General features: G+C 68.2%; 17 protein-coding genes and 1 other RNA gene. 6 read left to right on the plus strand and 12 right to left on the minus strand.

Going from position 1 to position 19,146, the window contains the following annotated elements:
- Window positions 1-25 precede the first annotated feature (25 nt).
- From F4553_RS17725 to F4553_RS17780, 12 genes are all read right to left on the minus strand, one after another.
- A complete protein-coding gene (locus F4553_RS17725) occupies window positions 26-1,948 on the minus strand; it encodes a cell wall-binding repeat-containing protein (protein WP_184837434.1) in 1,923 nt (640 codons plus the stop codon).
- A gap of 284 nt (window positions 1,949-2,232) precedes the next feature.
- Window positions 2,233-2,703 carry an NUDIX hydrolase gene (locus F4553_RS17730; protein WP_184837436.1) on the minus strand — a complete coding sequence of 157 codons (471 nt, stop codon included), beginning with the start codon at window positions 2,701-2,703 and terminating at the stop codon, window positions 2,233-2,235.
- Window positions 2,704-2,860: 157 nt separating this feature from the next.
- A complete protein-coding gene (locus F4553_RS17735; protein ID WP_184837438.1) occupies window positions 2,861-3,829 on the minus strand; it encodes an esterase/lipase family protein in 969 nt (322 codons plus the stop codon).
- Window positions 3,830-3,998: 169 nt separating this feature from the next.
- Window positions 3,999-4,375, minus strand: a transfer-messenger RNA (tmRNA) gene (gene ssrA, locus F4553_RS17740).
- Between the two features lie 71 nt (window positions 4,376-4,446).
- Window positions 4,447-5,733, minus strand: coding sequence for an SRPBCC domain-containing protein (locus F4553_RS17745; protein ID WP_184837440.1), 1,287 nt, complete (start codon window positions 5,731-5,733; stop codon window positions 4,447-4,449).
- Between the two features lie 50 nt (window positions 5,734-5,783).
- Window positions 5,784-6,512, minus strand: a complete 729-nt coding sequence (locus tag F4553_RS42460; RefSeq protein ID WP_184837442.1) for a cellulose binding domain-containing protein — start codon at window positions 6,510-6,512, stop codon at window positions 5,784-5,786.
- A 105-nt stretch (window positions 6,513-6,617) separates the two neighbouring features.
- Window positions 6,618-7,097 carry an SsrA-binding protein SmpB gene (gene smpB / locus F4553_RS17755; RefSeq protein ID WP_184837444.1) on the minus strand — a complete coding sequence of 160 codons (480 nt, stop codon included), beginning with the start codon at window positions 7,095-7,097 and terminating at the stop codon, window positions 6,618-6,620.
- A gap of 112 nt (window positions 7,098-7,209) precedes the next feature.
- Entirely contained in the window at window positions 7,210-8,469 is a 1,260-nt protein-coding gene (locus F4553_RS17760) for a M23 family metallopeptidase (protein WP_184837446.1), read from the minus strand.
- Between the two features lie 111 nt (window positions 8,470-8,580).
- The gene (ftsX, locus tag F4553_RS17765; protein WP_184837448.1) at window positions 8,581-9,456 is read right to left on the minus strand and encodes a permease-like cell division protein FtsX; all 876 of its coding nucleotides are present in this window, start codon (window positions 9,454-9,456) and stop codon (window positions 8,581-8,583) included.
- Between the two features lie 92 nt (window positions 9,457-9,548).
- Window positions 9,549-10,229, minus strand: a complete 681-nt coding sequence (gene ftsE, locus F4553_RS17770) for a cell division ATP-binding protein FtsE (protein WP_184837450.1) — start codon at window positions 10,227-10,229, stop codon at window positions 9,549-9,551.
- 70 nt (window positions 10,230-10,299) lie between these two features.
- Entirely contained in the window at window positions 10,300-11,412 is a 1,113-nt protein-coding gene (gene prfB, locus F4553_RS17775; protein WP_184837452.1) for a peptide chain release factor 2, read from the minus strand.
- A gap of 219 nt (window positions 11,413-11,631) precedes the next feature.
- Window positions 11,632-12,147 (minus strand): PadR family transcriptional regulator, encoded by a 516-nt coding sequence (locus tag F4553_RS17780; RefSeq protein WP_184837454.1) that lies wholly within the window; start codon window positions 12,145-12,147, stop codon window positions 11,632-11,634.
- A gap of 262 nt (window positions 12,148-12,409) precedes the next feature.
- Here F4553_RS17780 and F4553_RS17785 point away from each other — a divergent pair, with 262 nt between their 5' ends.
- From F4553_RS17785 to F4553_RS17810, 6 genes are all read left to right on the plus strand, one after another.
- Window positions 12,410-13,564 (plus strand): ROK family transcriptional regulator, encoded by a 1,155-nt coding sequence (locus F4553_RS17785; protein ID WP_246467146.1) that lies wholly within the window; start codon window positions 12,410-12,412, stop codon window positions 13,562-13,564.
- A gap of 164 nt (window positions 13,565-13,728) precedes the next feature.
- A complete protein-coding gene (locus F4553_RS17790; protein WP_246466390.1) occupies window positions 13,729-15,054 on the plus strand; it encodes an ABC transporter substrate-binding protein in 1,326 nt (441 codons plus the stop codon).
- Between the two features lie 5 nt (window positions 15,055-15,059).
- On the plus strand, window positions 15,060-16,010 hold the full coding sequence (locus tag F4553_RS17795) for a carbohydrate ABC transporter permease (RefSeq protein WP_184837457.1): 951 nt from the start codon (window positions 15,060-15,062) through the stop codon (window positions 16,008-16,010).
- A complete protein-coding gene (locus F4553_RS17800) occupies window positions 16,007-16,837 on the plus strand; it encodes a carbohydrate ABC transporter permease (protein ID WP_312875250.1) in 831 nt (276 codons plus the stop codon). The genes F4553_RS17795 and F4553_RS17800 overlap by 4 nt, the downstream gene beginning before the upstream one ends.
- Before the next feature lie 7 nt (window positions 16,838-16,844).
- The gene (locus F4553_RS17805; RefSeq protein ID WP_184837459.1) at window positions 16,845-18,098 is read left to right on the plus strand and encodes a 6-phospho-beta-glucosidase; all 1,254 of its coding nucleotides are present in this window, start codon (window positions 16,845-16,847) and stop codon (window positions 18,096-18,098) included.
- The gene (locus tag F4553_RS17810; protein WP_184837461.1) at window positions 18,095-19,069 is read left to right on the plus strand and encodes an N-acetylglucosamine kinase; all 975 of its coding nucleotides are present in this window, start codon (window positions 18,095-18,097) and stop codon (window positions 19,067-19,069) included. The genes F4553_RS17805 and F4553_RS17810 overlap by 4 nt, the downstream gene beginning before the upstream one ends.
- Window positions 19,070-19,146: the final 77 nt, after the last annotated feature.

Here is a 19,146-nt window from a genome sequence, read left to right on the forward strand (position 1 = left end):
CCCATGGGGTGGGGACCAACCGACATCACTTGCCGTACGCCGGGTTGACGCTGCTCAAGGCACCCAGCGGGCCCGACATCAGGGTCCCGAGAGCGCCGATCTCAGCAGCACCGACCGACTCGGCCGAGGCGATGACCGCGGTGACGTCGATCGCCGGGGCCGACTCGGCCAGCCACTGCTCGGCGACCGGGTCGAGCCGGCCGTCGGCACCGAGGACCAGCACCGTCGAGTCGAGGGTGAGCGAGATGAGGGCATCCACCGGCGAGCCGGGCTTGAGCACGACGATCCGGAAGGGCGCGCCGCCGAACGACTTCGCCAGCAGGGCGGAGGAGGCGGAGGCGTTCGCACCCGCGAGGGCGGTGACGTTGAGCTTCGGCTTGCCCGGCCAGGACGATTCGATCGCGGCCTTCGCGTCGGCGCCGACGGCGTAGACCTTCGCCTTCGCGGGCATCTTGGCCAGGATCTCCCGGGTCGCGGGCGGCATCGTCGCGCCGTCGGTGTAGAGCACCTGCTGCCCCGTGCCGAGCACGGCCGCCACGAGTTCGGAGTCCTTCGCCGAGACGACCAGAACCTGGTCGACATACTGGATCTGGGTGGCGTTGAGCCTCGCAGCCGCGCTGGCGGGGAGGTCTGTGGCGAGGATCCGTTCGGTGTCGGCGCCGAGCTTGCGAACCGCCTGCTCCGTGGCGGCGGAGATGCGGTCGGTGCCGCCGAAGATGCGGACGATGGGCTTGCCGGCATTGGTGATCTTGCCGAAGATGCGCTTCAGCTCGGCCGCCGTCCGGGGATCGAGCGCGTCCTTGCCCGTGAAGAGCACGGGTCCGTTGTCGTTGCCCGCACCGAGGGCAGCGGCGGCGTCGGTCGAGACCGCGAGGAGCGCCCCGGTCGCCTGCCCGCCCTCGCACATGCAGAAGTTCGGCGGTGCGAAGTAGGCGTGGCGGGAGACGGCGATCGCGGTCTCGATCGCGTCGGCGCCGGCGAACCGGACGATCCGGTCCCGGGGCGGCGCCAGGAAGGTCACGACGCCGGGCTTCGCCGCGACCTGCTTCGGCGGGTTGGCCTTGGTCCCGGCCGGGACCTTGGCGTCGACGGACTCGATGCCGGTCGCCGTGGAGTAGGCGACCCGCGCGCCGTCCGGCGTCCAGACCAGGTGGGTCGGCTTCGCCGTACCGAAGCTGACCTGCACGGTCTTGCCCTTGTTGGTGGTGACCGCGATCTGGCCCGCGGTGTTCACATAGGCCACGGCGGTGCCGTCGGGTGAGAGCGCCGGCTCCGAGCCCACGGCCCGCTTGCTGCTGTAGGGCTCCCGCTGGTTGCCGTCGACGACCCAGACCTCGGGACCTTTCGCCCCCTGGTGCTGGAAGGCGAGCTCACCCAGGCCGTAGCGGCCGACCGGGGTGGCGCTGGCGCTCGGCGCGGAGTTGACGTCATCCTCCTCGCCCGAGCCCACATAGGCCGCGAACTCGCCGTCGCTCTCGAAGGCGACCGAGGTGTAACCGCTCGACGGCACCGTCATCAGCCGGGACTTCTTGCCCTCCTGCGCGGCGAAGACGATGTTCTGGTCGTCCCAGACCGGCCGGGACCGCTTCACACCGCTCTTGGCCTTCTTGGTGAGCACCTTCAGGGCGCTGCCGTCGGGCTTCGCGGTGCTGACGTTGCCGTCACCGTCCACAAAGGCGATCCGGCTGCCGTCGGGCGACCAGGAGGCGTCGGTCACCGTCGTGGGGAACGTCACCTCGACCCCGCCGATCAGCACCGTCTTCGTTCCGTTGCTGACGAGCTCCGTGCCCGCCGCGAGGGTGACGCCCGGGACCGTCACCGGTCCGCTGGGCGAGCCGTCCGCCGTCGTGGGCGCGGTGTCGGTCGGCCCGCAAGCTGCGAGCACGGCCAAAGACGCGGTGAGTACGCCGGCAGTGGCGAACCGCTGCCGCGAAAGGATGCTGCGCATGTGTTTCTCCCCTGGATGTCGCTGTCGACACGACCACGCGAAGTCCTGGAGTGTAGTTGCAGAGTGCTTGGTAACGCTTAGGTCTCGGTGACAGGGAGGGGACATCTCCGATGGCACCTGTCGATGCCCGGTGACAACCACGACGCTGAATTCATGAATCTGCCGGACCTTCACGGGCTCTGTCGGCGGCGCTGGTGGCGAGCCGATCGTTGCCTCTGCGGCGTCACGTGGCCCTGCTCCTACCTGGTGCGCTGGGCGCTCGACGCGCCACCTGCCCCGACCTGTCAGCCGATGTACGGGCTGGGCATGCCCGCCAACGCGTGGTCGATGCGCAGCCGCATCGACTGATGGATCGCGAGCTCGTCCAGGCGCTCCGGGTCGACCCAGTCCACCTCGCTCGACTCCGGTGACGTGGTGAGCTCGCCACCCGTCGGCCGGGCCGCGAAACAGATCGAGAACTGCTGGCGTACCTCGCCGTCGTCGTAGCCGATCACGTGCCGGGGGTTGGTGTAGAGCCCGACGAGGCCGGTGATCTCGACCTCGATGCCGGTCTCCTCGCGTACCTCCCGGACGACCGTCTGCGCGATCGACTCTCCAATGTCGAGTCCACCGCCCGGCAGCGCCCAGAGGTCGTTGTCGGTGCGGTGGATCAGGAGCAGCTCCCCGCGCTCGTTCATGACGGCGGCGGCCGCTGCCGGGACGACACTGTTGGCCGGTGGCGCAGCCGGGTCGTTGTAGTAGTCGCGGCGGGCCATGGGCATCACTCCTTTGTCTAGTGCGGCAATCACTGCTTCAACGGCGGAAGCGACCTTGACGTTGGCACCCGTTCGGGCGTACCGGATGGCGGTCCGGGCAGATAAGAACGGCGTCAGCCCGAGAGCCGACGCCGTTTCGCCATCAATCAGCGGAGAACTACCACCTGTACCACCAGTAGGCGGCATTCTGAGCAGTTCGCACGGGGTGTGCGCCGTTGTTGACGGTGTGCCACTTCTTGTCGGTGTAGTTCCAGTAGCGCACCTTGAAGACCCCCGAAGTGATCTTGTGGATCGACTGGTGGTTCACCGGAATCGCCTTGTTCTTGTAGAAGACCACCATGTGGCCGACGTTGCGCATCGCGATCGCCGACCAGGCCGGGACCACGTAGTCGTTGTCGGCGCCGATCAGCGTCCAGTCCGTACCGATGCTCGACTGCGGGCTCGGGTAGTAGTCCATCTGCCGCAGGAAGGGCGAGTTGCGCCGCATCTCGAAGCACTGCTCGATGTTGTTGGAGCAGAAGCCGATCAGCGGTACGCCGCCGTGCGGGGTGCTCAGCGTCACGACGTCCTCGACGTAGAGCGTCCTCGGGAAGTAGGGCCACCCCTGGGAGGTGCCCGTCAGCGCAGCCCGGGCCACGAGTCCGCCCATCGAGTGAGCGATGATGTCGGCCGACCGCCCGTACCTCGTGTCCCGCTTGTAGATCGCGTTGGCGAGCTCCTCACCGATCCGGGTGATGCTGGTGTTCCGGGTCCCCTTGAAGGTGACATCGCAGTTGCGGTCGTTGGCGTAGTAGCCGAACGTGATGATCGGTCCCTTCCAGCCACCCGCCCGCAGGCCGGCCTTCGCCCGCCACCAGTAGCCCTCGCAATCCCAGCCCTTGCCGTCGACGGAGTAGCCGTGCACCAGGTAGATCGGGCGGTTGACACTGTTGGCCCGCTTGGGCTTCGCCACCGCCGCGGCGACGAGCGCGTCGATGTCGGCACCACCGGCCACCTGAACCGCGCTGCTCGCCGCTGCGGCACCGGCGGGTGCCGGGCTGCCGGGTGCGGCGCCGGCGGGGGCCGCCAGGGGCACGGTCAGGGCTGCGGTGACCACGACACCGAGCAGCCACGTCTTTCGGGACATTGAGGTTCTCCTTCGTCCGGATCGATTTCCGGACTCCAGGAGAGCCGTCACCGCACCTGTCCGACAAGGCAGAACACCGTCCGGGACAGTCCCGACCGCCCCCGAACAGCGACCGCACACCCGCACGAACGGCGGCGGGGCCGGCATCCGTGGATGCCGGCCCCGCATGTGGTGGAGGTGCCGGGAATCGAACCCGGGTCCCTCGCCGCCTTGACAGGACTTCTCCGAGCGCAGCTCACTGTGCCTCTACTCGGCCCTACCGATCACGTAAGCAAGTCGGTATGACAGGCCCAGCCGGGATTGATCTCGCCGCCGCAGCCCCCCGACAGGACCGCTTTGGCCAGCCTACTAACTGATGCCGGCGATTAGGACGTAGGCACTCCTAGGCCGACATGACTTGCCCTAGCCTCAGGCGGCGAGAGCGAAGTCAGCGCGGGTGTTAACCTTGGCGCTTATAATTTTTCGACGATGATTAACGAGACAGCGTCGACTATCCTCGGCTCGCTTCCCCTGCCGCAACGTACGCGGTCGAAACCTGTCACCCCCGAAGGGACCCACGACTTCCGTGGGCTCCCCAAGAGTATCGCCCGCCGCAGGCAGTGTCATCTCGGTATCCCCTACGACGTCGAACAGGTCTTTCCGTCGACGGTGCAGGTCTTGACGGAACCCGTACCCAGACCGAGCAGCGAGCCGCCCGAGAAGTGATAGGTGAACGCGATCTGGCCGCCCGCGGCGATCGTCTTGCTCTGTGCGTTCGGGGTGATCGTGACCGTTCCGCCGCTGATCGCGACGTTGACCAGTGCCGACGACTTGTTGCTCACCTCGGCGCCGTCGGGGATGGTCATGACGACCCGCCAGCCCTCCCGCGCCTCGGTGCCGGGGTTCTTCACCGTCGTGGTGACCTTCGCGACATAGCCGATGCCGAGCACCCCGTGCTCGGTCACGGTCGAGTAGCCCGCGGTGAGCACGATCGGCTCGCTCGGCCCCCGGGTCGGCTCCACGCTGGGAGAGGGCACCGGCCCGCCGGAGGGACCGGTCGTCGGGACCGTCCCCGAGGAGACGCCGGGCGCGGGTGAGCCGCTGACACCGGGCGCGGCCGCCGCGCCGGAGACCCACGGCGTGGGGGTGGCGCTCGGCTCGTCGCCCGGCTGCTGCGCGACGGCGGGCACCCGGGTCACGTCGACCTCGGGGATCCCGGCGATCGGGTCACCGGCCCGCGGGCGGGTCGCCCACAGGAAACCCACGAGTGCCGCGATCATCAGCCCGGTGACCAGCACGGCGAGCACGCGCCGCCCCCGGCGCCGCTCGGGCTGCTCGGGAAGCGGCTGCCGCTGCGGCAGAGCGCTCGGCTCGGCCACCACCGCTGCGGGCGGGGCATCGGGCAGGTGCCGCCGGGTCGGCAGCTTCGCGGCGCCGACGAGCTGCTGCGGGCCGCGCTGGCGGGGCATGCCCGTGTGCAGGGCCTCCACCGAACCGCCCAGGTCGACCTCACCGGCCGCGATCCGCGCCAGCATCACCGGCAAGGCCTCGGCGAAGAGCCGCTGGTAGGTCCGGCGAAGCTCCCGCCTGCGCAGGGTGCCGTTGACGCCGAGGAAGCCGGTCTGTCGCACCGAGAGACGGCACCCCTCGGGCCGCTCCTCCAGCTCCCAGGTCATGTCGGCGTGGAGCTGGTCGCCGCGCATGCGCAGGTGGAGCCGACGCGGTGCGGCGACCTCGATCAGATCCACCTCGAAGGGCCCGGTGAAACCGGCGACGCCCACGGGGTAGGCGGTGAAGGTCGCACCCTCCCGCGGCTCCATGTCCGACTGCATGAACCACTCGTCGAGGAGGCGGCGGTCCGTCAGCGAACGCCAGACCCGCTCACGCGGATGGGCCAGGTCGACATCGAGGCTGATCTCACTCACGGCCGGACTATAAGCGAGATTCTTTCCGTGTCGCGTCCTGTCTACGGCCCCTATGTGTTAGGACACCCGGATGGTTCTTTACTGACCGTAAGCACGTTGGGCTGCACACTTCCGCTCGTGAAGGTCGCCAGGAAACCGACCTTGATCGTTTGACCGGCGCCCAGCGAGCGGACCGAGACGGCGACGAGCTGGTTCGTGACCCGCTCGGCACAGCTGCGCGCCTCCCACAGTCCGTAGATGTCGAGGCCGGACGGGAAGGTCGCCCGCAGCACCCAGGTGTCGACGCTCTGCCCGCCGGTGTTGGTCACGGTGAACTCGCCCTGGAAGGCGCCGTTCCACGCGTTCTGCACCCGGAAGGCGACCGTGAGCGCGCCGGTGGAGCCCGCTTCGGTCGGCTTCGGCGAGGGTGACGGTGATGCCGCCGCCGAGGCCGACATCGAGCTCTGCGGCGTCGGCGACACCGAGGGCGAGCTCGAAGCCTCCGGCCGGGACGACCGGCGGCTCGCCGAGGGCGACGGTGCGGCCGGGCCCTGCGTGGTCGGGGGGACCGTCACCATGACATCGATCGGCACCGGTGCGCCGGTCGTCCAGGGATAGACCATCGGGCTGCCCCTGTCGCGGCCCACCAGAACCCAACCGCCGAAGACGAGGCCGATGGCGACGATCAGTCCGATCGCCGCGAGCGGCACGGGGTTGGCCCAGATCCGAGACCTCTGTGGTGCCTTCGCCGGATCGGGCGCCGACGCGGCGTCCTCCAGCTCGGCGCGATGCCGGCCCACGGCGCACTACCTCCCAGGCATGACTGTGTGTCCGTTTGACACGCGAACCATACCGGCAGGAAACAAGCCTCGACGTCAGCCGACCGACTGATACCTACCCTTGCCCTACTCGCGAATACCCTTGCTGCGACGGCCCAGTTCCCGGTTGATCTCGCGGTTGGCGTCCCGCGTGGCGAGGTCCTGCCGCTTGTCGTAGGCCTTCTTGCCCTTGGCGAGACCGATCTCGACCTTGGCCCAGCCGTCCTTGAAGTAGAGCGCGACCGGGATCATCGTCAGCCCGGACTCCCGGGTCTTGCTGATCAGCTTGACGATCTCGACGTGCTTGAGCAGCAGCTTGCGGGTCCGCCGGGGCTCGTGGTTGGTCCAGGTGCCCTGTGTGTACTCCGGGATGTGCATCGCGTGCAGGTAGATCTCGCCGTCGCGCTCCTGGGCGAACGCGTCGACCAGCGACGCCCGCCCCATCCGCAGCGACTTGACCTCGGTGCCGGTGAGGACGAGGCCGGCCTCGACCGTCTCAAGGATGGCGTAGTCGTGATAAGCCTTACGGTTCGACGAGACGACCTTGCGGCCCTTCTCCCGTGGCATGGCCACCCTCCTTCTGCTGCGGTCCGAGCCAAGGCGCACGGCGGGGCTCGATGTGCCGGCGCGCGCCTGACCGAGCAATGCTACCCATCCGGGCCGACCAGGGCGACTGAGATCAGCAGAGGCAGCCGGGCAGCCAGTTGAGCGGCTGCACCGGGTCGCCGTCGAGGCGTACCTCGAAGTGCAGGTGATCGCCGGTGGAGGCGCCCGTCGTGCCGACGCGGCCGATGAGCTGACCCCGGCGTACGCGTTGGCCGGTCTCGACGAGGATGCGCGACTGGTGGCCGTAGCACGTGCTCAGCGACTTGCCCTTGGTCGACCTGCCGTGCCGGATGCAGGTGTAGTTGCCGTAGCCGCCCATCCAGTCGGCGTAGTTGACGACACCGTCGGCCGCGGCATAGATCGGCGTACCGCCGGGTGCGGCGAGATCCGTGCCGGCGTGGAGCTGCCACACGTGGTAATAGGGGTCGTAGCGCATGCCGTAGTCGCTGGACTTCCAGGCACCCCGCACCGGCATCAGCAGGCGGGCACCGGGCTGCATCACCGGTCCCTTGGGCGGTGCGTTGGGCTTCGGCTTCTGCTTCGCCTCCCAGGCACGCAGCGCGGCAGCCACCCGGTCGGATTCGGCCTTGAGCGTGTCGTACCTGGCGAGGGTTGCCGCCCGCTCCTGATCCGCGACGGCCGCGGCCTCCTTGCGCTGCGCCACGAGCGCGACCACCTCGGCGGTCGCCGCGACGACCTCGGCCTCGGCCGCCTTCGCCTCGGCGACCCGGTTCTCCGCCTCGGCGAGGGCCTTCTCGGACCGGTCCCGGGCGAGCGTGGCCTCGTTGCTGGCGGCCTTCGCCGCGTGCCGGGCCACGATGGTCTTGTCGATCGCCTCGCGCTGCGTCTCGGCGATGCGCTGCATGTAGCCGAGCCGGCTCGCCACGTCGGTCGGGCCCCGCGCGCTCAGCAGCGAGTTGAGCTCGGCGAGCGCGCTGCCCTGGTAGACCGCCGAGGCGAAGTCGCCCACCCGGTCCCGAGCGGCGTCCACCTTGGCGGATGCGGCGTCGTAGGCGCTGTCCGCCCTCGCGAGCTCCCGGCGTGCCTCATCGACGGCCCGGTCGGCGGTCGCGGCCTGGACGCGGGCCGCGGTCACCGTGCCGTGGGCGTCGGCGACCCTGATCTCGGCGGCGGGCAGGGCGGCATTCGCGGCTCGGAACTGCGCCTGCGCCTGAACGGCCCGGGCGGTGGCGCCCTCCAGCGCGGTCCCGGCCTTCGCGAGCTGCTCCTTGACCCGCTCGTAGGCGTCCCGGGGATCCTCGGGACCCGCCCACGTCGGCTGGGCCGTGACGATCAGCGACACTGCGGCCAGAAGGGCTATTAAGCGACGCATAGCAAGACACTACCGCAATGAATGCAATAGCGGACATAAGTAACCCCAGGTCACAGACCGAAGGGCCGCATCCTCGACAGGAGGGTGCGGCCCTTCGGTGAAGCTCTGCTGCTACTTCTTGATGTAGAAGCGGAGGGTGATCCAGCCGGTGATGGCGCTGACCACGGCACCGATGCCCGCGAGCACCGGCAGCATCAGCCAGACGCTGCTCCACTTGAGCGGCGTCAGGATCTGGTTGAGGTCCTTGAGCTGCCCGTCCATCAGGAAGATCTTGCCCGCGACGAGTACGCCGAAGGCCATCAGCGCGCCGAGCACCGCGGCGAAGACCGCCTCCAGCACGAAGGGTGCCTGGATGAACCAGTTCGAGGCGCCGACGAGCTTCATCACCGACACTTCTCGGCGCTTGCTGTAAGCCGCGACCTGGATCGTGTTCGCCACGAGCAGCAGCGCCGCGATGCCCTGGATCAGCGACACGATCAGTGCCATGTTCTGGATCGACCCGAGGATGCCGAAGATCTTCTTCAGCAGTTCCTTCTGGTCGACGATCGTCGCGATGCCCGGCGAACCCTCGTAGGTCGCCTGGATCTCCTTGAACTGCTCCGGGTCCTTCAGGGTCAACCGGAACGAGCTCGGCAGCGACTCCGGGCCGATCGACTTCACCAGGTCCGGCACGTCCTGGAACTGCTCCTGGAAGCGCTGGTAGGCGATTTCCTTGCTCTCATAGAAGTAGCTCTTGACGAGGGGATCGTTCTTGATCTTGGTGTCAAGATCGGCCCGCTCCAGGTCAGGGATGTCCTTCTTGAGGAAGATCGAAACCTCGACCTTCTCGTAATAGAACGCCTTCATGTCGCCGGCCTGCTTGTAGAGGAGCAGGCTCGCGCCAAGCATGGTGAGCGACACCGCCATGGTGATGATCATGGCGACGGTCATCGTGACGTTGCGCCACAGACCGACGAACACTTCAGACAGGACATACTTCGCGCGCATCGGGGGTTTCTTTCCTTCCGGATCTCCGCGGGATTCTGACGGCCACCTCGTCGGCACGCATCAGCGCGGGGGCGCCGGGCGTGCGGGGACGATCAGCCGTAGACGCCCCGGGTCTGGTCACGCACGATCCGACCGCCCTCGATCTCGACGACGCGGCGGCGCATCTGGTTCACGATGTTGGAGTCGTGCGTCACCATCACGACCGTCGTGCCGGTCCGGTTGATCCGGTCCAGCAACCGCATGATCTCGATCGACGTGTCGGGGTCGAGGTTGCCGGTCGGCTCGTCCGCGAGCAGGATCAGCGGCCGGTTGACGAAGGCGCGCGCCACCGCCACCCGCTGCTGCTCACCACCCGAGAGCTCGTGCGGGTAACGGTGCTCCTTGCCGCCGAGGCCGACGAGCTCGAGGACCTCGGGCACGACTCGGCGGGCGACCGCCTTGGACTTGCCGATCACCTCGAGGGCGAAGGCCACGTTTTCATATGCCGTGCGGTTAGGCAGCAGCCGGAAGTCTTGGAAGACACAGCCGATGGATCGACGGAAGCTGGGGATCTTCCAGCCGCGCATCGAGCCGACGTCCTTGCCGTTCACGAGGACCTTGCCCTTGTTGGGGGCGATCTCGTGGAGCAGCAGCTTGATGATGCTGGACTTTCCCGAGCCGGACGGTCCGATGAAAAAGACGAAGTCGCCCTTCTCGATCGCGACCGACACGTCATCCAGCGACGGGCGGGACGCCTTGGGGTAGGTCTTGGTCACATGCTCAAGCCGAATCACGCGGGAGAGTCTAGCCGGTCGAACTCGATCGCCAAGTCCCCCTACTCGTCCGGGTGGCCGGGACCAGCCGCTAAGCAGCCATTTGTTGCTGCTTACGCCACCGGATGCCCGCCTCGATGAAGGGATCGAGGTCGCCGTCGAAGACCGCGGTGGGGTTCCCGGTCTCGTGCTCGGTGCGAAGATCCTTCACCATCTGGTACGGGTGGAGCACGTAGCTGCGCATCTGGTCGCCCCAGGAGCCGGACGAGTCCGTCTTCAGCCCGTCGAGCTTGGCCTGCTCCTCCTGGCGCTTGCGTTCGAGCAGCCGGGCCTGGAGCACCCGCAGCGCCGACGCCTTGTTCTGCAGCTGCGACTTCTCGTTCTGGCAGGTGACGACGATGCCGGTCGGGATGTGGGTCAGCCGCACCGCGGAGTCGGTCGTGTTGACCGACTGCCCGCCCGGACCGCTGGACCGGTAGACGTCGACCCGCATGTCGTTCTCGGGGATCTCGATGTGGTCGGTCTGCTCCACCACGGGCAGCACCTCGACACCGGCGAAGCTCGTCTGCCGACGGCCCTGGTTGTCGAAGGGGCTGATCCGGACCAGCCGGTGCGTGCCCGACTCGACCGAGAGCGTGCCGTAGGCGTAGGGAGCCTTCACCGCGAAGGTGGCGGACTTCAGACCGGCCTCCTCCGCGTAGGAGGTCTCGTAGACCTCCGTCGAGTAGCCGTGCCGCTCCGCCCATCGCAGGTACATCCGGAGCAGCATCTCGGCGAAGTCCGCGGCGTCGACGCCACCGGCACCCGCGCGGATGCTCACCACGGCCTCGCGAGGGTCGTACTCCCCCGAGAGCAGCGTGCGGACCTCGAGCTCCTCGATCGCCTTGTGCAAGATCGTGATCTCGGAGCCGACCTCGGTCAGCGAGCCGGCGTCACCCTCGGCCTCGGCGAGCTCGAGCAGGATGTGCGCGTCGTCGAGGCGGCCGCGCAGCTTCTCCAGCCTGTTGATCTCGCCGCTCGCGTAGGCGAGGCGCGAGGTGACCTCCTGAGCCCTCGCCTGATCGTCCCAGAGATCCGGCGCGGACGCCTGCTCTTCCAGTTCGGCTTTGAGTCGACGAAGGTTGTCGACGTCGAGAACACCCTCGATGTTGCGAAGGGTGGCATCGAGCTGCTTGAGCTGGTCGGCATATTCCGCAGTGGTCACGAGCCCTATTATGGCCCCACCTCCGGTGAGGCTGGCGGCGTCCCTCGGGACCCGCTGGTTCGCGACCCTCTGCGCCGTCGGCACAGCAGAATCCCGGACAGCGGCGGGACGCCGCGACGTGGGCGCCGCCCTTGATGGGCGTGGCCATAGGAGGCCTGCACCCGGATGGGTGTCGACCGGTCAAGGCGGGCGCTGGCCAGGGCGCCCGGCTTCGTCAGGCTATTTGGCCGGAGCTGTCTTGAGCCAGCTCAGGGCCGCCTTGTGATAGGAGACGGCGAACTCGAGCGCAGCCGCTCCATATTCGTCACCCTCCTTCTTCGCTTCCTTGACCTGCTCCTTCGCGAGCGCGAGGGCCTCGGCGTGGTAGTCGCCGGCCCCGGCGATCAGCTCCTTGAGCTGGGTGCCGCCGTGCTGAGCGCCGAAGGCGACGCGCAGCGCGGTGGGGTTGCGCACCAGGTCGCGGCCAGGCTCCTCGCCCAACCAGCGGCTGAACGCGCGCTTGCCCGCGGCGGTGATCGAGTAGGGCTGGCTGGCGCGGGGGCCAGGCTTGCCCATCTTGACGTAGCCCAGATCGGCCAGTGCGGGAAGCTCCCGGTAAACCTGACTCCGAGTCATGGACCAGTAGGGTCCGAGGCGCCGGTCGGCAGCAGCCATCAGCTGTCCGCCCGTCATGGGACCCTCGTGCAGCAGGCCGAGAACGGCTGCCGCGGTTGCGTTGATTCCTGCATCCGCCATGCCTCTACGCTGCCACTTTGTCGGTCCAGTGTCCACTATTTCGCATAATCCACTGTGCACTGTCTTGCAAAGACAGTCCAGGAGAGACGCGCGGAGCGTCGGCGGCCGTGGTCAGGTGTCCGTTTTATCCTCTTGACGGCGCGGAACTGGCACTCTACCCTCCGGAGTTAGTTAGTCAGTTTGCCTAACAGTTCGCCAAGATCACAGCGAGGAGGCGGAGGGGATGACCCGACTTGCCGGATCGTCGAAGCTTCTGCGCGCCATGAACGAAAGCGCCACCCTGGCCCATCTCCTGGACCGGGGCACCCTCACTCGTGGCGATCTCCGCGAGCTTACCGGCTTGAGCAAACCGACCACCTCAGACGTTCTGCGGAGACTTACCGACGCGGGGTTGGCAAAAGTCATCGGACACACCTCCGGCGGCCCCGGACCCAACGCCGAGATCTACGCGGCGAACCCGGCGGCGGGCTATGCCGTGGCGGTCTCGGTACGCGAGGTGTCCGAGATCCCCGGGCCGTCGCTCACCGCCGCGCTGGTCGACCTCGCCGGCACCGTGCACGCCCGGATCGAGGACTCGATCGACCTGACCAGCCTGGATCCCGTCGATGCGATCACCAGGACCGTCGCGCACGTGATCGAACGGGCCGGGATCGACGCGAGCGCCGTCCGCCACGTGCAGCTCGGCGTACCCGGCTCCTACGACCCCGGTACGGGTGTCATCCATCACATCGACGTCCCCGGCTTCACCCGGCCCGGACTGGTCGATCAGATCTCCGAACGCCTCGGTGCCACCGTCGAGGTGGAGAACGACGTCAACCTCGCCGCGATCGCCGAGCGCGAACGCGGCGTCGCCGTCGGCGGGGGCAGCTTCACCCTCTTCTGGTTCGACGAGGGCCTCGGTCTCGCCATCGACCTCGGCGGCACGCTGCTGCGCGGCGCCCGGGGCGGCGCGGGTGAGATCGGCTATGTGCCGGTGGGCCTGCCCTCGGCCGACTCGCCCCGGTCCGACCTGCAGGATCTGATCGGCGGCGCGGCGGTGATCGCGCTCGGCGCGAAGCACGGCTTCGTCGCCACGACCCCCGGCACCGTCATCAGCCAGGCGCTCGCCTCTCCCGGCCCGCAGGCCGAGAGCTTCCTCACCGCCGTCGCGGCCCGGATCGCCCTCGGGCTGGCCGCCGTCGCCGGCGTGCTCGACCCACCCCTGATCGTGCTGGCGGGCGAGGTTGCCCAGGCCGGCGGCGAGGAGCTCGCTCAGCGTGTCCGAGCGGCTCTGCACAGCACCACCCCGCTCGACATCACCATCGCCGTCACCGGGATCACCGATGACGCCGTCCTGCTCGGCGCTCTCGACGCCGGGCTGCGCGCCGTGCGGGAGGGACTCATCAACGCGCTGCGCGCCAACGTGCCCGTCGACTGACGACACTCGCCTATCGGCCGACAGAGCCTGAAACGGGCACATAACCCCAGATAACTCACGGTGGCTGGACCGGCCGCCTCCTTCGGCGTACCCGTTGGACGGCCCGGGTCGAGTCGTGATCAAACACATCCATTTCCGGGTTCCCATTGAGAGGAGAACCTTCGATGCATCGTGCCCTGAATCGGCGGGCGACCGTCCTTTACGGCCTGACCGCAGCACTGATGACCGCCGCGGCCTGCACCCCCGCCCCGGCACCCGCACCGATCGCGACGCCTGGTGTCGAGCCGACCGGTACGGTCGAGCTCTGGCACTTCTTCACCGATCGTGAGGCGAAGACGCTCGACGAGACGCTCGCGAAGTTCAAGGCGAAATATCCGAAGGTGACGCTGACGGTCAAGGGCGGTCAGGACGACGCCAAGGTGACGACCGCGATCGGCGCGGGCACCGGCCCGGACGTCGCGATCAGCTACTCCACCGACATCGTCGGCAAGTTCTGCGCCGCCGGTGCCTGGGTGGACCTGAACCCCTACCTCCAGCGCGACGGCGTCGACCTGAACGCGATTCCGGCGGTGGCCCGGTCCTACACGGAGTTCCGGGGCAAGCGCTGCTCGATGCCGTTCCTCGCCGACGCCTACGGCTTCTACGTCAACAAGAAGCTGCTCGCCGAGGCGGGGATCGCGGAGGCGCCCAAGACGCTCGCCGAGCTCTCCGACGCCGCCAAGAAGCTCACCAAGCGCAAGCCCGACGGCACCATCGAGCGGGCGGGCTTCCTGCCGCTGTGGGGCTTCTACGAGAACTCCCCCGCGCACATGGCACCGATGGTCGGCGCGAAGTGGCTCAACGAGGACGGGACCTCGGCCGTCGGCTCCGACCCGAAGTGGCAGGAGCTGCTCAAGTGGCAGAAAGAGCTGGTCGACTGGTACGGATACGACAAGCTGGAGAAGTTCCGGGCGAGCCTCGGTGACGAGTGGTCCGCCGACAACGCCTTCCACAAGGGACAGGTCGCGATGGCGATCGACGGCGAGTGGCGGATGGCGTTCCTCAAGGACCAGGCGCCGACCGTCGAGTTCGGGGTGGCTCCGCTGCCCGTCCTGGACGCGAGCCGGGCCGGGGCCGGCTACATCTCCGGCAACGTCATCGGCGTCTCGCGGACGGCGAAGAACCCCGAGGCGGCCTGGGCGCTGATCAAGTTCCTCACCACCGAGACCGACCCGATCGTGGAGCTCTCCAACGGCATCCGCAACGTGCCGACCACGACCGCCGCGCTGAACTCGCCGCAGCTCACGCCGGATCCCAACTTCAAGATCTTCCTGGACATCTTCGCCAACCCGAACTCGGGCACCACCCCGCCGAGCGCGATCGGCCCCGCCTACCAGGAGACGCTCCAGGAGTTCCTGCAGGCCTACCAGTCCGGATCGAAGAAGGATCTCGCCGCCGGGCTCACCGACGTGGACACCCGGGTCGACAAGATGATCAAGTTGGCCGGCTAGCCACCATGGCATCCGCTGTCCTGAAGGGGGGCGCCGGTCGCATCCGGCGCTCCCTCGTCACCCTCACCTTCATCGGTCCGGCGCTGCTCGGGCTGGCGATCTTCCTGATCTATCCGCTGATCGCCGCGATCTACTTCTCGTTCACCCGGTTCGACATGTTCAACCCGCCGGTCTGGGTCGGGCTGGACTTCTGGAAGTACGTCCTGTTCGACGACCCGACCGTCCGCATCGCGGCGAAGAACACCCTCGTCTTCGTCGTGCTGATGGTCCCGGCCCGGATGGTCGGCGCCCTGCTCACGGCGATGCTCCTCAACGCCATGAAGCGGTCGCGCAGCATCTACCGGACGCTGTTCTACCTGCCCGCGCTGGCACCGCCGGTGACCGCGACGATCGCCTTCGTCCTGCTCCTCAAGCCGGGCACGGGACCGGTCAACACGCTGCTGGCGAAGCTGGGGATCGAAGGGCCCGGCTGGTTCAACGACCCCAACTGGGCCAAGGCGTCGCTGACGCTGCTCGCCCTCTGGGGCGTCGGCGACCTGATGATCATTTTTGTCGCCGCGCTGCTCGACGTACCGCAGGACCTCTACGAGGCCGCATCGCTGGACGGGGCGAACCGGTGGCAGAAGTTCCGGTTCGTCACGCTGCCGACGATCTCGCCGGTGCTGCTCTTCGCGACGATCACCGGGGTCATCGGCACGCTGAACTACTTCACCCAGGCGGCGGTCGCCGGGAGCGTCGCGTCCGGTCAGGTCACCTCGGGGTCGGGCATCGCCGGGACCTTCGGCTACCCGGAGAACTCGACGCTCACCTATCCGATGCGGCTCTACTCGATCGGTTTCAGCAACAACCTCTTCGGCGCGGCCAACGTGATGGCCGTGATCCTCTTCGTGGTCTCGATGGGCGCGACGCTCATCCTGCTCCGCAGGTTCAAGGCATTCACGGGAGGTGGCAGGTGAACCGCAAGCAGAACTTCCTCGGCTTCGTCGCACGGCACGCGATCGGCATCGCGCTCGCGGTGATGTTCCTCGCGCCGATCGTCTTCCTCTTCCTCACGTCCTTCATGACCAGCAACCAGACGCTCACGTCGAATTTCTGGCCGCAGACGTGGCACCCGGGCAACTATGCCGAGGCATTCCAGAAGGCACCGCTGCTGCGCTATATCGGCAACACCTTCCTCTATGCGATTCTCGCCACAGTTTTCATGGTGGTGTCGAGCGTGCCGGCGGCGTACGCGCTGAGCAAGCTGAAGTGGCGCGGCCGCAACCTGACGATGATTTTGATCATCTGCATGATGATGCTCCCGCCGCAGGTCACGACCGTTCCGCTCTACATGATGTGGGCCAACGCCGGCCTCACCGGGTCGCTGTGGCCGCTCATCCTGCCGATGCTGCTCGGCGACGCTTTCTCGATCTTCCTGCTGCGCCAGTTCCTCGTCACGATCCCCGACGAATACCTCGACGCCGCCCGCGTCGATGGCGCAGGTGAATGGCGTACGCTGCTGCGCGTCATCGTGCCGATGGCCCGTCCGGGCATCGCCGCGGCGGCGATGTTCCAGTTCTTCTACGCCTGGAACGACTATTACGGACCATTTCTGTATACGAGCGAGAACCAGGAGTCATGGACCATCTCACTGGGTCTGGCCTCGTTCCGCTCGCTGCATCACGTCGAGTGGCACCTCGTCAGTGCGGCCACTCTGCTCACCATGGTGCCGGTCATCGTGCTCTTCTTCTTTGCCCAGAAGGCATTCGTCGAAGGCGTCACGCTCACCGGTGTGAAGGGATAACAACGAAATGAAGATCGCGGTGGTCGGCGGTGGGTCGACCTATACCCCGGAGCTGATCGACGGGTTCGCTCGCCTCAACGCAGAGGTGACCGAATTGACGCTGGTCGACCCGGCAGCCGACCGGCTGTCCGTCGTCGGCCCGTTCGCCGAGCGGATCTTCCGCCGTTACGGCCATGCCGGGCGGATCAGCTGGACCACCGATCTGGACGAGGGCCTGACCGGCGCCGACGTCGTGATCATCCAGCTCCGGGTCGGCGGCCAGAACGCCCGCATCAGCGACGAGACATTCCCCCTGGAGTGCGGCTGCATCGGTCAGGAGACGACCGGCGCCGGCGGCCTCGCCAAGGCGATGCGGACCATTCCGGTCGTGCTCGACGTGGCCGACCGGGCTCGCCGGCTCGCCAAGCCCGGTGCCTGGATCGTCAACTTCACCAACCCGACGGGCCTCGTCACCCGGGCTCTGCTCGACGCCGGGCACAGGGCGGTCGGCCTCTGCAACGTCGCCATCGGCTTCCAGCGGCGCTTCGCCGCGATGCTCGGCGTCGAACCCGAGGCGGTCACCCTCGACCACGTCGGCCTCAACCACCTGACCTGGGAGCGCGCCGCCTACGTCGACGGCGTGGACCGGCTGCCCGAGCTGATGGCGGCCCACCTCGACGAACTCGCCGAGACAGTCGTGCTGCCGTCGCGGATCCTGGAGTCGCTCGGCTCGGTGCCGTCCTATTACCTGCGCTACTTCTACTCCCACGACGTGGTCGTCGAAGAGGAGCGGGGAGCGCCGACGCGCGGGCAGAAGGTCGCCGAGATGGAGGCGACGCTGCTGGAGATGTATGCCGACCCGGCGCTGGACACCAAGCCGGAGCTGCTCGCCAAGCGCGGCGGCGCGTTCTACTCCGAGGCGGCGGTCGGGCTGATCGGCTCGCTGCTCAGCGGCGACGGCGCGGTCCACTCGGTCAACGTGCGCAACAACGGCACGCTGCCGTTCCTCAGCGACGAGGCGGTCATCGAGGTCAGCTGCCGGGTGGACGGGTCCGGCGCCACGCCGCTGCCGGTCACCCCGGTCGGGCCGCACCTGGCCGGACTCATCGCCCACGTCAGCGGGTACGAGGAGCTCGCCATCCTCGCCGCGACCCTCGGTGGACGGGAGCGCGTCTATCAGGCGCTGCTCGCCCACCCGCTCGTCGGACAGCACGACCTCGCCGAGGGCCTCACCGACCTGCTGCTCGCCGAGAACGCAGCGCACTTCAAGTGGGTGTCATGAGCATCGAGGGGATCGTCGTCGGGGTCGACGGGGGCAACTCCAAGACCGACGTCGTGCTGGCGGACACGACCGGCCGCGTACTGGCCCGGACCCGGGGTCCGGCGAGCTCGCCGCACATCATCGGCGTACCGGCGGCGATGGAACTCATCGGCGGCCTGGTCGCGCGGGCGAAGAGTGAGGCCGGCCTCGCCGCGGACCTGGTGCTGGACCGGACCGAGATCTACCTCGCCGGGGCGGACCTGCCGATCGAGGTGCAGATCCTCACCGACGCGGTCACCGCGAAGGGCTGGGCACGGGAGAATCGCGTCGACAACGACACATTCGCGCTGATGCGGGCGGGCACCGACGCCGTACGGGCGATCGCTGTCGTCTGCGGTGCCGGGATCAACTGCGTCGGGCGGGACGAGACCGGGCGGACCGCCCGCTTCCCCGCGCTGGGGCAGCTCACCGGCGACTGGGGCGGCGGGCATCACCTCGCTACCCTGGCGCTGTGGCACGCCGCTCGCGGCGAGGACGGGCGCGGTCCGGCGACGAAGCTCGTCGACGCCGTGATCGACCACTTCGGGGTCGATTCGGTCGAGGCGCTCGGCATCGCCGTGCACCTCGGCGAGATCGACGCCGACCGGATCAACGAGCTGACGCCGGTGCTCTTCACCGTCGCCGACATCGGCGACCCGATCGCCCTGCGGGTCGTCTCCAAGCAGGCCAACGAGGTGATCGCCCTGGCGAGCGTCGCCGCCGACCGGCTCGACATGCGCGAGCAGGACCTCTCGGTGGTGCTCGGCGGCGGCGTGCTCGCGGCCCGGCACCCGATCCTGCACGAGGCGATCGTCAGCGGCATCACGGCGGTCATGCCGCTCGCCGAGGTGACGGTCCTGGCCCAGGCACCGGTGACCGGCGCCGTGCTCTTCGGACTCGACGCCCTCGGCGCCGGCTCAGCCGCGAAGGCCCGCCTCCGCACGGCTCTATAACCCGGTCGGCGCCCTCGGCGCGGTCGCGCCCCTCGGCGCGGTCCAAGATCGCCGCAACTCTTCAAGAGTTGGTCCTA

It is taken from the genome of Allocatelliglobosispora scoriae (assembly GCF_014204945.1).
Lineage (GTDB): Bacteria > Actinomycetota > Actinomycetes > Mycobacteriales > Micromonosporaceae > Allocatelliglobosispora > Allocatelliglobosispora scoriae.

Coding starts and splice junctions, on each gene's coding strand:
- F4553_RS17725 (WP_184837434.1), bottom strand. CDS start 1,948: ATGCGCAGCATCCTTTCGCGGCAGCGGTTCGCCACTGCCGGCGTACTC.
- F4553_RS17730 (WP_184837436.1), bottom strand. CDS start 2,703: ATGGCCCGCCGCGACTACTACAACGACCCGGCTGCGCCACCGGCCAAC.
- F4553_RS17735 (WP_184837438.1), bottom strand. CDS start 3,829: ATGTCCCGAAAGACGTGGCTGCTCGGTGTCGTGGTCACCGCAGCCCTG.
- smpB (WP_184837444.1), bottom strand. CDS start 7,097: ATGCCACGGGAGAAGGGCCGCAAGGTCGTCTCGTCGAACCGTAAGGCT.
- F4553_RS17760 (WP_184837446.1), bottom strand. CDS start 8,469: ATGCGTCGCTTAATAGCCCTTCTGGCCGCAGTGTCGCTGATCGTCACG.
- ftsX (WP_184837448.1), bottom strand. CDS start 9,456: ATGCGCGCGAAGTATGTCCTGTCTGAAGTGTTCGTCGGTCTGTGGCGC.
- F4553_RS17780 (WP_184837454.1), bottom strand. CDS start 12,147: ATGGCGGATGCAGGAATCAACGCAACCGCGGCAGCCGTTCTCGGCCTG.
- F4553_RS17785 (WP_246467146.1), top strand. CDS start 12,410: ATGAACGAAAGCGCCACCCTGGCCCATCTCCTGGACCGGGGCACCCTC.
- F4553_RS17790 (WP_246466390.1), top strand. CDS start 13,729: ATGCATCGTGCCCTGAATCGGCGGGCGACCGTCCTTTACGGCCTGACC.
- F4553_RS17795 (WP_184837457.1), top strand. CDS start 15,060: ATGGCATCCGCTGTCCTGAAGGGGGGCGCCGGTCGCATCCGGCGCTCC.
- F4553_RS17805 (WP_184837459.1), top strand. CDS start 16,845: ATGAAGATCGCGGTGGTCGGCGGTGGGTCGACCTATACCCCGGAGCTG.
- F4553_RS17810 (WP_184837461.1), top strand. CDS start 18,095: ATGAGCATCGAGGGGATCGTCGTCGGGGTCGACGGGGGCAACTCCAAG.